The following is a 14,628-nucleotide window of genomic DNA, read 5'->3' as shown; positions in this document are numbered from 1 at the left end:
AGTTAACCCTGACTCAGACCGGGACCTTCTCGCGGCTCGGCGTCGCAGCCGGCGGGTCCTGCGGTGCGTCGTCGGTCCGCCGACGGCGGCGGTTGACCAGCGCGAGGACCAGACCGAGCAGCCCGAGGCCGGTGAGGATCCACTGCGGCCAGCCGCCGAGCGTGGTGGCCAGCGTGTGCCCGTCGCGGACCGGGACAGTCGCGACGTACACGTCCGGGACGAACTGGGCCGACTTGTGCTCGACCGTCCCGTCCGGCCGGATCACGCCGGAGATGCCGCTCGTCGACGCGATCAGCACGGTCCGGCCGGTCTCGATCGCGCGCATCCGGGTGATCGCGAACTGCTGCTCCGGCTGACCGGTCCCGCCGTACGTCGCGTTGTTGGTCTGCACGATCAGGACCTGGGCGCCGCCGTTGAGCAGGTCCGAGACGACGTTGTCGTAGGCGAGCTCGAAGCAGATGATGTCGCCGTACGTCACGCCGCCGATCGGCATCACGCCCGGGGTCTTGCCGGGCGCGGTCTGCCGGCCGATCATCTCGAGACGCTTGATGTAGGGCAGCAGCTGGTCGCGGAACGGGATGTACTCACCGAACGGCACCGGGTGCCGCTTCGCGTACCGCTGTCCGGGCCCGGTGACCGGATCCCAGACGATGCCGGTGGTCTGCCGCTCGTTCGGACCGGGTCCGTCGGTGACCGCGCCGACCAGGATCGGCACGTCGACCGCCTTGACGGCCTCCTCGATGTCGGCCCGCGTCTCGTCGTCCTCGTACGGGTCGATGTCGGTCGAGTTCTCCGGCCAGATCACCACGTCCGGCTTCATCTCGGTGCCGGCCTGGACCCGCTTCTCCAGATCGAGGGTCGCCTTCAGGTGGTTCTGGGTCACGGTCCGGGCGCGGCCGAGGAACTCCAGCCCCTTGCCCGGCACGTTCCCCTGCACCATCGCGGCCTTCACGCTCTTCCCGTCGCCCGCGACGGACAGGTGGATCAGGGCACTTCCGAACACGATCGCCAGCCCGGCGACGAGCGCGACCGCCCGGAGCCGGAGGCCGCTGGCACGGCGCAGTACGGCGTACACGAGGACGCCGACGAAGGCGACGACGAAGCTCAGGCCCGGGATCCCGACGTACGCCGCGAGCTTGCCCAATGACGCATCCGAGAAGGCCCAGGCGAGCCGGCCCCAGGGGAACCCGCCGAACGGAACCGAAGCGGTCGCGAACTCGGTCGCCACCCAGAGGCACGGGATCCAGAGCATCCAGAGCCGCAGCTTCAGCACCTGTGTCGCGAACAGCCCGAAGACCGCATAGAACAGTCCCTCGAGGATCGCCAGCGCGATTGCGGCATCGCCACCGATCACACTCAGCCACGGGACCAGGACCGCGTAGTACGCGATCCCGAAGCCGGCGCCGACCAGGAAGCCGGCCTTCATCGAGATGCCGTTCAGCGCGGCCAGCAGCAGCGGTACGGCGACGATCGTCAGCCAGGGGTGGTCATGCGGTTCGAACGCGAAGCCGAGCAGCGCACCGGCCGCCACCGCCACGACCAGCCTCGGCAGGAGCCGCCCCAGAGCCTTCAATCGGTCCACGCCGTACCCCTTATGTCCTCACCAGCACGTCGCACGACCGTACAACGTTCAAGACACGGCAATGTATCCGGCCAGTAGCCATTCGGCACCGAACGCGGAAAGTGAAGGGGTATCAGCAGAGCGCGACCGTCCGGATCCAGACAGGCCCAGACAGGAGGAAAGAGGCTCGGCGCGCCTTCGGACCAACCGACGATGCGCTGGCTGCGAACCGTTCGGCTGTTGTCTACTGGCCGCCGAGCCTCTTCCACCTCTGCCCCGCGGGGGGCTAACCACCGGCGATCTCAGCCCCCGTCGACTCAAGCCTGGCTTTGGCCTGGTCAGCGTCGCGGGATCATCCGGTGGCCGAACTTCGTGTGACCGTTGAACAAACGGGATATGACGACTCCCAAAACGATGCTCGCTGGCGGCGACGGTGTCAACCTCTCCCCCGGCTCCTTGAGCCCGTTGTAACACTATCGCCTGCCCCACAAGGGGAAACGAGGATCTCTCACCCAAGTCACGTTACAGAGCGGTCTCGGCACTCCACGTGATCGTTACCCAGGGCAACCAATCGTCACCCAACCGGTACGACGACGGTTCCCTTTGCGCGCGTGATCACAAGGGGTTCGGCCAGTACTTCGGCCGCCGACTCGGACCGGTCCGGACGTCCGCGGCAGACGACGTACGCACTGAAATCGAGGTCGCGGCTACGGTTCCCGACCCGGGTGATCGTTGCCTTCACCTCCACAATGTCGCCGGCCCGCAGCGGCTGCAGGAACTGCACGTCGGAGTACGACGCGAACAGGCCCTCGTCGCCGTCAGCCTGGATACAGACCTCGGTCGCGACGTCGCCGAACAGCGCCAGGACATAGGCGCCGTCGACAAGGTTCCCGGCGTAGTGCGCGTGGCTGTAGGGCACGTAGCGCCGATGTGTGACGGTCAGCCCGATGGTTGCCTTTGACACCTATGCGCTCCTCTTCGCCGGGAATCGTTTGGTCACCAGTGCGTCGACCAGGTAGCTGGCTACCTCGCCAGGCGTCGTGCCCCGGCCGAACACCCGGTCCACGCCGAGCTCGCCGGCCATCTGCTCGGTGAAACGGGGGCCGCCAGCAACTAATACGGGCCGGGAGTCCTCGGCGTACGCCTCCCGGAAGGCGGCCGACATCTCCTTGGTGTTGAGTACGTGCGCCTCCCGCTGGGTGACCACCTGCGAGACCAGGATCGCGTCGGCCTTGTCGGCTTTCGCGCGCCGGACCAGCTCGGGTACGGCGACCTGTGCGCCGAGGTTCACCACCTTCACCTCGCGGTAGTACTCCAGGCCCTTCTCGCCGGCGAAACCCTTGATGTTGAGGATCGCGTCGATACCCACCGTGTGCGCGTCGGTGCCGATGCAGGCGCCGACCACGGTCAGCCGGCGGCGCAGGCCCTTGCGGATCGCGAGGTTCACCTCCTTCGGCGACAGCAGCGGGTAGTCGCGCTCGATGACCTCGACCTTCGACGTGTCCACCAGGTGGTTCACCGGACCGTAGACGACGAAGAACGTGAAGTCCGGACCGATCGGCTTCGAATGCACGACCAGGGCGGGATCCATGCCCATCTTGTTGGCCAGCTGGACCGCGGCGCCCTCGGCGCGCTTGTCGTGCGGGACCGGCAGCGTGAACGACAGCTGCACCATCCCGTCTCCGGTGGTGTCCCCGTACGGACGGACGATGCTCATCAGACGCCCTCCTCGAGCAGCTCGATCGCCGGGTTGTAGTAGTCGCCAGACTTGCGGGCGACTCCGTCGAGGCCGCGGCCGGCGTTCTGCGGTCGCTTCATCAGGCCGAACGTGCCGTCGCCGATCGCGTTCAGCAGGCCGTCGTCGACGATCCGCTCCAGCAGTTCGACGGACTCCCCCAGCACCTGGCGGGCCCGTTGCGCGATGAATCCGTTCGGCTCCGGCCGGAAGTCCTCGTGAAGGTTGCCAGCGGCACCTAAGACGTAGCGGACGTTCTGCAGGGCCAGGTCGCGGTCGGAGATCCACGGCGTCACGACCGCCTCGGTCATCATCCCGACCAGCAGGATGCCCTGCCCGGTCATCGCGCCGACCAGGTTGAAGAACCCGTCCAGCAGGTACCCGCGGAACACGTCGCCGGTCATGTGCCGGGTCGGCGGCATCCACTTCAGCGGCGCGTTCGGGAACAGCTGCCGGGCCAGCATCGCGTGCGCCAGCTCCATCCGGAACGAGTCCGGCAGATCGGGGTTGATCTCGAAGGCATGGCCGAGGCCCAGCTGCCAGTCCTCGAGTCCGGCCTCCTTGGCGAAGTACTCGTTCAGCAGCTGCGAGACGGTCACCGTGTGCGCTGCCTCGACCGCGTCGGCGGTGGTCAGGTAGTTGTCCTCGCCGGTGTTGATGATGATCCCGGCGCGGGCGTGGATCTGCCGGCTGAACCGCTGGTCGACGAACGTCCGGATCGGGTTGATGTCGCGGAAGAGAATCCCGTACATCGAGTCGTTCAGCATCATGTCGAGCCGCTCGAGCCCGGCCAGCGTGGCGATCTCCGGCATGCACAGACCGGACGCGTAGTTCGTCAGCCTGACGTACCGACCCAGTTCGCGAGACGACTCGTCCAGCGCCGCCCGCATCAGCCGGAAGTTCTCCTGCGTCGCGTAGGTGCCGGCGAACCCTTCCCGGGTCGCGCCCTCCGGGACGTAGTCGAGCAGCGACTGCCCGGTCGACCGGATCACCGCGATGATGTCGGCGCCCTCACGGGCCGCCGCCTGCGCCTGCGGGATGTCCTCGTAAATGTCGCCGGTGGCAACGATCAGGTAGATCCACGGCCGCTGCTCCGGGTCGCCGTGCCGCTTGACCAGCCGGTCCCGCTCTCGCCGCCGCCCGTCGATCCGCTTCATCCCAGCGGTCGCTGCTTTCCGCGCCGCGGACCGGGCCCGTACGGCGTCCCGTCCCTCAGGCATCCGGAACGTCACCGAACCGGACGCAGCCTTCTGGGCCAGCACGGCCAGGTCCTCGGCCTCACCTCGGACCAGCGCATCCCACACGGGCAATGCGAGTCCGTGCTCGAGCCCGACGTCCGCGCGGACGGTATCCGCGAGCCGGTTCACCCACGGGATGCCCTCGGTGTCCGCGCCGGTCAGCCCGGCAAGCCGCAGTACCGCTCGCTCGACCGACACCGTGGTGTGCTGCTGCGCCAGATCGACGATCGGCTTCCCGGCTTTACGCGCCAGGCTGCGAGCCTTCCGAACGGTGACCGGATCAAGGTCGAGCTTCTTCTTCACTGGGACCATCCCTGGGCTTCATAGATGACACGACCGCCCACGGCAGTCCGCAAGCAGGTAGGAGTTCCCTCGCTTAGATCCGGCAGCACGGGTACGCCGGCCCGCGGGTCGGTGGACCACGCCGCGACCCGCTCGTCCGGGGTCTGTACGACGAGGTCCGCATCGGTCTGCCAGATCGCGTACGTCGCTGCCGTCGCAGGCGCGAGTACGCCGGCGTCGTCGATCCCGGCCGCCCGCCAACCGCCGCGCGTGTGGGCCTGGAACGCTGCCCGGACCGTGATCCGCTCCGACTTCTCGTGGTGGAACGCGGCCGCGCGGACCGCCTCCCAGCCGCCCAACTCCGTCACCGGCGAATCCGACCCGAACGCGAGTACGACGCCGGCCCGGGCCAGCGACCCGAAGGGGTTCATCCCCTGCCAGCGGTCGCCGACGCGCTCGGCGTACATGCCGTCCGGGCCACCCCAGAGGCCGTCGAACATCGGTTGCACGCTGGCCACGACTCCGCAGCGGGCGAGGATCGCGATTGTTGCCTCGTCGACCATTTCGACGTGCTCCAGCCGGTGCCGGGCCGCGACGAGGGCTTGGATGCCGACCTTCTCGGCGGCGAGCTCGAAACCTTGGGCGATGTTGGCCAGCGCCTGGTCGCCGATGCAGTGGAAGCCGGCCTGGACGTTCCGTTCGGTGCAGGCGATCACGTGGTCGGCGATCTGCTCGGCGGTCAGATAGGCGTGACCACGGTGGTCGGGGCGATCGGCGTACGGCTCGCGAAGTGCCGACGTACGCGAACCGAGGGCACCGTCCGCGTTCAGGTCGCCTGCCAAGCCGGCCAGTCTATAGGTGCCGATGTGTTCGAAGACTCCGGGCTCGCCCCAATAGAGGGTCGCCGACAGGCCGAGCTCGTCGGCGATCTCGCGGACGATCGGGAGCTCCCACAGCGGGCCGATGTGCGGCGCGGCCATCTCGTGGAAGGCGCCGATGCCCTTCGCGGCCATCGCGTTCAAGGCGGCTCGGACGTCCAGGCGGCGCTGATCCGGACCGATCAGCTCGCTCAACGCATCCCGAACCGCGTGGTGCGCATCGCGCTCCACCCGTCCAGTCCCGTCGAGACCATCGCCGTGAGCTGCGGACAGCAGCGCGGACGAGATCACCCCGGAGTGACCGTCGATGCGGGACAGGTAGACGCGGCGTCCACCGGCGGCTCGATCCAGCTCCTCAGCCGTCGGCGGCCGACCTTCCGGCCACTTGGTCTCGTCCCACCCGGCGCCGTCGATCACCGCATCCTCTGCCAGCCCAGCCGCGAAGGTGGACAGGCGGTCCAGGGCTTCGGTGAGCGACGTCGTACCCGCCAGATCGAGGCCGGTGAGCAGCGCGCCGGTCTGCGTGGCGTGGACGTGCGCGTCGACGAAGGCCGGCGTCACCAGCTTGCCGTCGAGGTCGATCACCTCGTCCGCGCCCTCGGCGTACGAACTCGCGCCGGTGTCGTCACCCAGCCAGGTCACCACCCCGTCGTCGAAGGCGATCGCGGTCGCGTGGGGGTCGGCGGGCGAGTAAACGGAACCGTTGGTCAGAAGTGTGCGCACGAACTAATCCTCCGCCAGCCTGCTCTCGAACAGACCACGGACACCCGGCTCGGCGCGGAGCAGCTCGAGCGCGTACTCCGCATGGCCGGGGACGTACCCGTTGCCGACCAGCATCGTCACGTCCGCCGCGAGACCTTCCGCGCCGAGCGCCGCGGCCGAGAACGACGTCGCCATCGAGAAGAAGATCACCGTGCCGCCGGCCGCGGTCGACAGGACCGCGCCATGCTCACAACCCGGTACGTCGACGCACACGACGGTGATGTCCGCCGGTCCCCCGGCCTGCTCGACCGCTTTCGCCAAGGCCACCGGGTCACGGGCGTCGGCCAGCGTCACGACGTCGGCCAGGCCGGCTTCGGTCAGGCGGTCCTGCTCGTGCTGAACCGGCACGATGCCAATCGTGCGGGCCGCGCCGGCAGCCCGCGCGGCGGCCAGCGACAGCGACCCGGACTTACCAGCGCCGCCAATAACTGACACGACAGGTTTTGTGCCCTTGTCGACATACGAGCGCACGACGCGGGCGGTCAGCGCCGGTGCCCCGCACACGTCCATGACCGCGAGCGACAGCTCAGGCTTCAGGTCGTCGGGCAGCTTCGCGACGATCGACCGGGCGAAGAGGACCGCGTGACCCTGCGCCGGGACCTGCTCACCTTTGCCGTCCCAGTCCTGCAGTTCGTCGGTGAGCTGCAGCGGGGTCAGTGTCAGCGAGACGAGGGTCGCGACGCGGTCGCCCATGCGGAGCCCGAGGGGCGAGTCCGGGCCGACCTCGTCGACCACGCCGACGAGCATGCCGCCGGAGCCGGTGACCGGGTTCTGCATCTTACCGCGGGCCTTGACGATGTCGAGGACCGCCCGGCGAATCGCCGTACCGTCGCCGTTGTGGGCCTCGGCCAGCTGACGGTACGACGCGGCGTCCAGGTTCAGCCGCTCGACCGCGATCCGGACCTCGTCGGGCCAGATCTCCGCGCGTGCGTCGAGACGCTCAGCCGCCTGCGGCAACACGCCCGACGGCGCGAGTACGCGGTGCAGTCCTACCGGGCTCGATGACACGGATCCTCCTCGTAGCGGTCAGGCAAAATACTACTCAAACAGCGGTCTGACGAGAATTCTTGCGGCGTACTGTTGGAAATCAGGGAGTTTCTATCGCTATCCTCACATGAGACAGCTACTCCACTGAAGTCCTGCGGAGGACCCGTGACCGACCTGATCACCCCGGAGCTGGCTCATTCCGAGCCCGGCGACGGCCAGCCGTATGCGTACCGGCGGGCCGAACTGGTGGAACCGGACTGGACCCGGCTGCCCGGTTGGAAGGACGTCACGGCCGAGGAGTGGCGGTCGGCGCAGTGGCAGCGGGTGCACTGCGTGAAGAACGTCAAGCAGCTGCGCGACGTGATGGGCGACCTGCTCGAGGACCGGCTGTACGACGACCTGACCCGGGACCAGGCCGAGCGGGCGACGATGTCGATGCTGCTGCCGCCGCAGATGCTCAACACGATCGTTCCTAACGGTGCTGACGATTACACCGAGGCGTTCTACGCGGACCCGGTCCGCCGCTACATGCTGCCCGTGTTCAGTGACCGTCGTTCCGACTGGCCGTCGCATCCGCACGCGACCCGGGACTCGCTGCACGAGCACGAGATGTGGGCCACGGAGGGGTTGACCCACCGGTACCCGACCAAGGTCCTTGCGGAGATCCTGCCGACGTGCCCGCAGTACTGCGGTCACTGCACCCGGATGGACCTGGTCGGGAACTCGACCCCGGTGATCGACAAGCTCAAGTTCGTCGCGAAGCCGCAGACCCGGCTCGACAACATGCTCGACTACCTGCGCCGTACGCCGGGTCTCCGCGACGTCGTCGTGTCCGGTGGCGACGTGGCGAACATGCCGTGGCCGCGGCTGGAAGCGTTCCTGACCAGCCTGCTGGAGATCGAGAATATCCGCGACATCCGGCTCGCGACCAAGGCCCTGATGGGCATGCCGCAGCACTGGCTGTCCGACGACGTCCGGGCCGGCGTCGAGCGGGTCGCCACGATCGCCCGCCGGCGCGGCGTGATGATCGCGATGCACACGCACGTGAACGCGGCCCAGTCCGTGACGCCGCTCGTCGCGGAGGCGTCGAAGGCGATGCTGGAGGCCGGACTGCGCGACGTCCGGAACCAGGGCGTGCTGATGCGGGGGGTCAACGACTCGACTCCGCAGCTGCTCGACCTCTGCTTCGCGCTGCTCGACGGCGCGAACATCACGCCGTACTACTTCTACATGTGCGACATGATCCCGTTCTCGGAGCACTGGCGGGTGTCGGTGCGCGACGCACAGCACCTGCAGCACGGGATCCTCGGCTACCTCCCGGGCTTCGCGACACCACGCATCGTCTGCGACGTCCCGTACGTCGGCAAGCGGTGGGTGCACCAGCTGTCGGAGTACGACGAGGTCCGCGGCATCTCGTACTGGAAGAAGAACTACCGCACCGGGATCGAGCAGCAGGACCCGGAAGCGCTGAACCGCACGTACGAGTACTACGACCCGATCGACACCCTCCCGGCCGAGGGCCAGGCCTGGTGGACCCAGCATGCCACCACCAACATCGCCGAAGCCGAGGAACGAGCCGCCGCTTCCCGCGCAGCCGCCGAATCCCAAAAGCTCCTCGACCTCGCCTGAACCCGTCTTCGGTGCCGCCAATGCAGGGGGCGGCACCGGAGGCGCTCTATGTCTTCGCGCTCGGGAACCGCTACTGAGGTTGCAACTTGGTGCGGGTGTTGGGTGCGGGGCGTTTGGTGCTCCTGGCGGGCGCTAGCATCACGGGTCGCTTGTTGGGCGGTGTGTCTGGGGCATGCCGCGATCTCGGGAGTTCGTGTGCGGGTGATCCGCGGGATAGTTGGCGTGCTGCTGGCATTGATCGGGCTGGTCGTGGCGGTGGTCGGCGGGGTGGCTGCGTTCTGGCTGATCGGGCCGGATGACACGGTCCAGTCCGGCGAACAGGCGTTGAGCAGCAAGGGGCTCGCGGTCGCGAGTACGCCGGATCTGCTGAACCGGCATGGTCCGGTACTGCACGTCGACGTACGGTCCACCAAGAACCAGCCGGTGTTCGTCGGGGTCGCGCGGGACTTCGACGTCAGCAGTTATCTGAAGGGCACGGCGTACACGAAGCTGGTGCAGGTGCAGTACCCGATCGCGCTGACGACGCAGGACGCGAAGGGTACGGCGGGACCGCTGGCCGCGCCGGACACGCTCGACTGGTGGGTCACGAAGGCGAACGGCGCCGGGACGCAGTCCATCGCGTGGCCGATCGAGGACGGACCGTACGACGTCGTCGTCATGAACGCTGATGGGAAGACGGCGCCCGCCACCCAGGTCAACCTGGGCATCGAGATCCCGCATGCCTTCCGGACGGCACTGGTGATCTTTGCCGTCGGCATCGTTCTTCTTGCCTTGGGCATCCTTCTGGTGCTGTTCCGCCGTCGCCCGAAGAAGGCGCAACCGACTGGCGGCGCGACGACTCAGGTGCTCTATCCGCAGGACAACTCGCAGTCCTCGCAGCCTCAGTACCCGCAGTACCCGCCGGCCCAGCAGCCCGGTCCGGCTGGCCCGCAACAGCCGCAAGGCCCGCCGCCCGGCCGGCCACCGGTGCCGGCAGGCCCGCAGCAGCACCCCCAAGGCCAACCCGGCTCACGGCCACCCGCGTACGGTCAGCCGCCGCAGCGCCCGCCCGTGCAAGGGCAGCCGCCCCAGCAGCGACCGTCCGGTGGTGGGACTGTGCGGCGGATTGTGGGTGTGGGTTTGGCCTTTGGGTTGGTGACCGGGTGTTCGGCGATTCCGGAGCCGAACAGTGTGAAGGTGTTGACCCGGCCCGCGATCACCGACGCCGCCGCGGTTGCGGTGATCAAGCACTACAACGACGTGAACAACAAGGCGAACAGCACTCGCAACAGCAAGCTGATCGCGACGATCGAAGGCGGCAATCTCGTCAGGGAGAGCCAGGCCGGGTACACGATCGACCAGTACGCCAAGGCCAAGCCGATGACGGCGTTCACCTACACCAAGTCGGTGATCGGCGCACCGGAGTTCGGTAGCTACCCGATGCGGTTCGTCAGTTCGTCCGGGATCTCCGACAACCCGAAGTACCGCCACGTCGGTCTGTGGGAACGCGAGACCGCCGGCAGCCCCTGGATGCTGACGTTCGCCGCCGGCGTTCCGACAACCGTCAAGCTGCCGGACCTGACCGGCGTCCGCCCGGCGACCAAGGCCGACGACACCAGGCTTGCCGTCGCCCCGCAGCTCGCCGCGACCAGCCTGGCGACGTACCTGACCGGCGGAACCAAGTCACCTCGCGCCGCCGCCTTCCAGCCGAACGCCCAGATCACGAGCCTCCTCGCGGGCATCGTGAACAACAGGGCCGAGAAGGCGAAGCAGCGCGGATCCACCCGCGGCATCTCCGACGATTTTGCCGCCCCGTCACAGTCACCCGCGTTCGTCACCAAGTCCGGTACTGCGGTGGTGTTCGTCTCGCTGACCCACGAGTACACGCTGCTGCCGGGTGCGAACTGGCAGTTCTGGTGGGCCGGTATGCCGGAGAACGCGTTCAGCCCGGCGACGGTGAAGTACCAGAGCAGCCTCACCTCGACGACGATCCACGACGCGGTCCTGCTGATCCCGCCGAAGGGCAAGATCCAGGTCGCGTCCTTCGAGTCCCAACTCATCGAAGCCGGCGGCTACTGACCGGCGAGATCGGCCAGGTGAATCACCGCGGGGAGTTCGGCGAACGACGCGATCGTCGGGCCGGTCCAGGCCGGGTGGCTGTCCGCGTGCTCCGTCGTACGGATCGCGTACATGCCGAGCGCGGCCGCAGCCTGTAGCTCGCTGTCCCGTCCGTCGCCGACGTACACACACGAGGACGGCGGCACGTCGAGCGCGGTGCAGGCGGCGAGGTAGATCTCCGGATCCGGCTTGGCCGCGCCGACCTGGGTCGAAAAGGCCGTGGCGTCGAAGTACGGCGGAAGAGGGCTCGCCGGCCACTGGAGCTCGGTGTGGGCGGTGATGTTGCTGACCAGGCCGATCCGCCACCCGGCCGATCTCAGCTCGGCCAGTGTGGCGAGCGTGCCGGCCGGTACGGCGTCCACCAGGCGACGGGAGAGGCCTTCGCGGACGGTCGTTGCCTGCTGCACCTGTTCGTCCGTCGGGTCGCCACCGGCGCGCCAGGTGATCACGCGGATCGTGTTCGGCAGGTCGCCGTACGCGCCGGTGAACCGCTCACGCGAGGTCGCCTCGAACTCGCGAGCGAACGCGACCGGGTCGACACCCAACACCAAGGCCATCTGCTCGTGGACCGCATCACGCTCGGCTTCACCACCAGGAACCAGAGTGCTGAAGAGATCACTCAGAAGGGCTCTGCGCACGCCCCGACCCTATCCGGCCGCACTCACGCTCTCCGGAACATCACTGCCACGTACTGCAAACTATCTTCCGGAAACCCGTCCCTCCTCGCCCACCGACCTCGTCCGTGCCTGCAGTGTGCGACCAGGTGCTGAACGACCACCACCGCCGAAGGGGGTGTCGTTTCAGAGGGCGGGTGGGCGGCGCTCGTACGGCGTGCTCAGCACGATGGTCGTGGTGGTGGAGACATTGGCGCGGGCCCGGATTACGGCCAGCAAGTGCTCAAGCGCGACCGGTGAGGCGACCCGGACGACGAGGATGTAGCTGGAGTCGCCGGCGACCGAGTAGCAGGACTCGATCTCGCGGACCTCGCGGAGCCGCTCGGCCGAGTCGTCCGGCTGGGACGGGTCGATCGGGCGGATCGAGATCAGCGCGGTCAGCGGCAGGTCGAGCGCGGTGTGGTCGATGGTTGCCGAGTATCCCTGGATAATGCCGCGCTGCTCGAGCCGCTTCACCCGCTGATGCACCGCCGACGTGGACAGGCCGGTCGCCTTGCCCAGGTCGGTGAAGCTCATCCTGCCGTCGGACGCCAGCAGCCCGACGATCTTGCGATCCAGGTCCTCCATCCTGGAGACCCTACTGCCGCGACGCCCCGGCATGAAAGCATCGCCCCATGGCTGAGACAAACCCGGGGACACGACAGCGGCTGATGCTGCTCGACACCGCGTCGCTCTACTTCCGTGCGTTCTTCGGCGTGCCGGACACGATGAAGGCCGCCGACGGTACGCCGACCAACGCGATCCGCGGGCTGCTGGACTTCATCGCGCGGCTGACCGAGAACCACCGGCCGACCCATCTGGTCGCCTGCTGGGACGACAACTGGCGGCCGTCGTGGCGGGTCGCGCTGATCCCGTCGTACAAGGCGCAGCGGGTCGAGTTCGTGTCGGCGAAGGGCGAGCAGGTCGAGGACGTACCGGACCGGCTCGAGGTCCAGGTGCCGTACATCCGCGCCTGCCTGGAGGCCATCGGCATCCCCGTCGTCGGCGCGCCGGACCACGAGGCCGACGACGTGATCGGCACGCTGTCGCACCAGGCGACGATGCCCGTAGACATCGTGACCGGCGACCGCGACCTGTTCCAGCTCATCGACGACAGCCGCGGCATCCGCATCATCTACACGGCTGCTCGCGGCGTCGGCCGGGCCGAGGTATACGACGAGAAGGCGCTGCTGGCGAAGTACGAAGTACCCGCCAATCGGTACGCCGACTTCGCGACGCTGCGCGGGGACGCCTCCGACGGACTGCCCGGCGTGAAGGGCGTCGGTGAGAAGACGGCCGCCTCGCTCGTCACGGCGTACGGCGATCTGGACGCCATCCGGGCCGCCGCGGCCGACCCGAGTACGCCGATGGCGCCCGGGGTGAAGAAGAAGATCCTCGCCTCGGCCGACTACCTGGACGTCGCGCCGAAGGTGGTCGCGGTCGCGAAGGACGCGCCGGTCGGGACCTACGACGCGACGATCCCGCACACGATCAAGGACCCCGAACGATGGCTCGATCTGGTCGAGCTGCTCGAGCTCGGCAGCAGCGCCCAGCGGGTCATGTCGGCTCTCGACCTGGGCCCGAAAGCATGAGCACGGTCGAGCTGGCGGAGCGCTTCCGCGACGAGATCATCACGCTTCGACGGGCCCTGCACCAGGTCCCGGAGTACGACTTCGACCTGCCCAAGAGCCAGCAGCTCATCCTCGACGCGCTCGAGGGGCTCCCGCTGGAGATCACGCTCGGCAAGGAGCTGTCGTCGGTCACCGCGGTACTGCGGGGTGGCGCAGGGCCGGGGCCCGTCGTGCTGCTGCGCGGCGACATGGACGCGCTGCCGGTGACGGAGCGGACCGATGTCCCGTTCATCTCGCAGCACGTCGGGATGATGCACGCCTGCGGTCACGACCTGCACGTCGCCGGACTGGTTGGTGCGGCCAAGGTTCTCTGCGCGCTCCAGGCCGAGCTGCCGGGCGACGTGGTCTTCATGTTCCAGCCGGGTGAGGAGACGACCGGCGGAGCACCGGTGATGATCCGTGAAGGGGTGCTCGACGCGGCCGGGCGCCGGGCGGATGCGGCGTACGGTCTGCACGTCGGTTCGGCCGGCCAGCCGTTGGGGATGTGGAGCAGCAGGCCGGGCTCGTTCATGGCCGCGGCCGACCAGTTGCACGTGCGCGTCATCGGCGAAGGGACGCACGGCTCGACGCCGTACCGGGGCAAGGACCCGATCCCGGTGCTCTGCGAGATCGTCGGCGCGTTGCAGACGATGGTCACCCGGCAGTTCGACGTGTTCGACCCGGTTGTCCTCACCGTCGGGCAGATCGCGGGCGGTACGAAGGAGAACATCATCCCGGATGATGCCTTCTTCGAAGCGACGGTACGGACGTTCTCCGAGGAGGCTCGCGCCAAGATGCAGCGGACGTCGGTGCAACTGGCCGAGGCGATGGCGGCCGCGCACGGGCTGACGGCAGAGGCGGACTATCGGGTCGGTTATCCGGTGACGGTCAACAATCCGGCGGAGTACGCGTTCGCCCGTGACACCATCATCGACGTCTTCGGCCCCGACCGCTTCCGCGAACGCGCCAATCCGCGCTGCGGCGCCGAGGACATGTCCTATGTCCTCAATGAGGTCCCCGGCGTCTATCTCAACCTCAGCGCCTGCACCACGGCCGACCCCGATGCGGCCCACGACAACCACTCCCCCTTGGCCAACTTCGACGACTCGATCCTGCCCGACGCCTCAGCCCTCCTCGCCGAACTCGCCGTACGCCGGCTGAACCGCGGCGACTAAGGAGAATTCCCGATTGGCCTG

At 68.2% G+C, this 14,628-nt stretch carries 12 protein-coding genes; 4 read left to right on the top strand and 8 right to left on the bottom strand.

The features are described 5' to 3' along the window. Positions 1–13 precede the first annotated feature (13 nt). The 6 genes from lnt to kdd form a co-directional block, all read right to left on the bottom strand. Entirely contained in the window at positions 14–1,582 is a 1,569-nt protein-coding gene (lnt, locus tag EV650_RS05580) for an apolipoprotein N-acyltransferase (RefSeq protein WP_134115991.1), read from the bottom strand. Between the two features lie 553 nt (positions 1,583–2,135). Further along, complete coding sequence (gene kal, locus EV650_RS05575) at positions 2,136–2,525, bottom strand: 3-aminobutyryl-CoA ammonia lyase (RefSeq protein WP_134115989.1); 390 nt, start codon at positions 2,523–2,525, stop codon at positions 2,136–2,138. Next, on the bottom strand, positions 2,526–3,278 hold the full coding sequence (kamE, locus tag EV650_RS05570; RefSeq protein ID WP_134115986.1) for a lysine 5,6-aminomutase subunit beta: 753 nt from the start codon (positions 3,276–3,278) through the stop codon (positions 2,526–2,528). It abuts the gene before it with no gap. Then, on the bottom strand, positions 3,278–4,846 hold the full coding sequence (gene kamD, locus EV650_RS05565; RefSeq protein ID WP_134115984.1) for a lysine 5,6-aminomutase subunit alpha: 1,569 nt from the start codon (positions 4,844–4,846) through the stop codon (positions 3,278–3,280). Before kamD ends, kamE begins: the two co-directional genes overlap by 1 nt. After that, positions 4,834–6,417: an amidohydrolase gene (locus EV650_RS05560; RefSeq protein WP_134115981.1), complete on the bottom strand. Its 1,584-nt coding sequence runs from the start codon at positions 6,415–6,417 to the stop codon at positions 4,834–4,836. The genes kamD and EV650_RS05560 overlap by 13 nt, the downstream gene beginning before the upstream one ends. Before the next feature lie 3 nt (positions 6,418–6,420). Further along, a complete protein-coding gene (kdd, locus tag EV650_RS05555; RefSeq protein WP_134115979.1) occupies positions 6,421–7,464 on the bottom strand; it encodes an L-erythro-3,5-diaminohexanoate dehydrogenase in 1,044 nt (347 codons plus the stop codon). A 144-nt stretch (positions 7,465–7,608) separates the two neighbouring features. On the opposite strand from kdd, the gene EV650_RS05550 reads away from it, so the two are divergent. Together EV650_RS05550 and EV650_RS05545 are read left to right on the top strand one after the other, a co-directional pair. Continuing rightward, a complete protein-coding gene (locus EV650_RS05550) occupies positions 7,609–9,072 on the top strand; it encodes a KamA family radical SAM protein (protein ID WP_134115977.1) in 1,464 nt (487 codons plus the stop codon). Between the two features lie 222 nt (positions 9,073–9,294). Beyond that, entirely contained in the window at positions 9,295–11,130 is a 1,836-nt protein-coding gene (locus EV650_RS05545) for a DUF8094 domain-containing protein (RefSeq protein ID WP_134115975.1), read from the top strand. On the opposite strand, the gene EV650_RS05540 is transcribed toward EV650_RS05545, so the two are convergent. Together EV650_RS05540 and EV650_RS05535 are read right to left on the bottom strand one after the other, a co-directional pair. Beyond that, positions 11,124–11,807 carry an HAD family hydrolase gene (locus EV650_RS05540; RefSeq protein ID WP_134115973.1) on the bottom strand — a complete coding sequence of 228 codons (684 nt, stop codon included), beginning with the start codon at positions 11,805–11,807 and terminating at the stop codon, positions 11,124–11,126. The two genes, EV650_RS05545 and EV650_RS05540, sit on opposite strands and share 7 nt — an antisense overlap. 162 nt (positions 11,808–11,969) lie before the next feature. After that, a complete protein-coding gene (locus EV650_RS05535) occupies positions 11,970–12,410 on the bottom strand; it encodes an Lrp/AsnC family transcriptional regulator (protein WP_134115971.1) in 441 nt (146 codons plus the stop codon). An 83-nt stretch (positions 12,411–12,493) separates the two neighbouring features. Between EV650_RS05535 and EV650_RS05530 the strand changes: the two genes are divergently transcribed. Further along, the gene (locus EV650_RS05530) at positions 12,494–13,414 is read left to right on the top strand and encodes a 5'-3' exonuclease (RefSeq protein WP_134119910.1); all 921 of its coding nucleotides are present in this window, start codon (positions 12,494–12,496) and stop codon (positions 13,412–13,414) included. Then, positions 13,411–14,607 (top strand): M20 metallopeptidase family protein, encoded by a 1,197-nt coding sequence (locus EV650_RS05525; RefSeq protein WP_134115969.1) that lies wholly within the window; start codon positions 13,411–13,413, stop codon positions 14,605–14,607. The genes EV650_RS05530 and EV650_RS05525 overlap by 4 nt, the downstream gene beginning before the upstream one ends. The last annotated feature ends 21 nt before the right edge of the window (positions 14,608–14,628 follow it).

This window comes from Kribbella kalugense, from assembly GCF_004365875.1.
Taxonomy (GTDB): Bacteria; Actinomycetota; Actinomycetes; order Propionibacteriales; family Kribbellaceae; genus Kribbella; species Kribbella kalugense.
The sequence above is the reverse complement of the archived record's forward strand: the minus strand, read 5'-3'. Positions and strand labels throughout refer to the sequence as shown.

Excerpts from the sequence above, each read along its gene's own strand:
- EV650_RS05525 (WP_134115969.1), top strand. The coding sequence starts at position 13,411 with ATGAGCACGGTCGAGCTGGCGGAGCGCTTCCGCGACGAGATCATCACG.
- kamD (WP_134115984.1), bottom strand. The coding sequence starts at position 4,846 with ATGGTCCCAGTGAAGAAGAAGCTCGACCTTGATCCGGTCACCGTTCGG.
- kamE (WP_134115986.1), bottom strand. The coding sequence starts at position 3,278 with ATGAGCATCGTCCGTCCGTACGGGGACACCACCGGAGACGGGATGGTG.
- EV650_RS05535 (WP_134115971.1), bottom strand. The coding sequence starts at position 12,410 with ATGGAGGACCTGGATCGCAAGATCGTCGGGCTGCTGGCGTCCGACGGC.
- EV650_RS05530 (WP_134119910.1), top strand. The coding sequence starts at position 12,494 with ATGCTGCTCGACACCGCGTCGCTCTACTTCCGTGCGTTCTTCGGCGTG.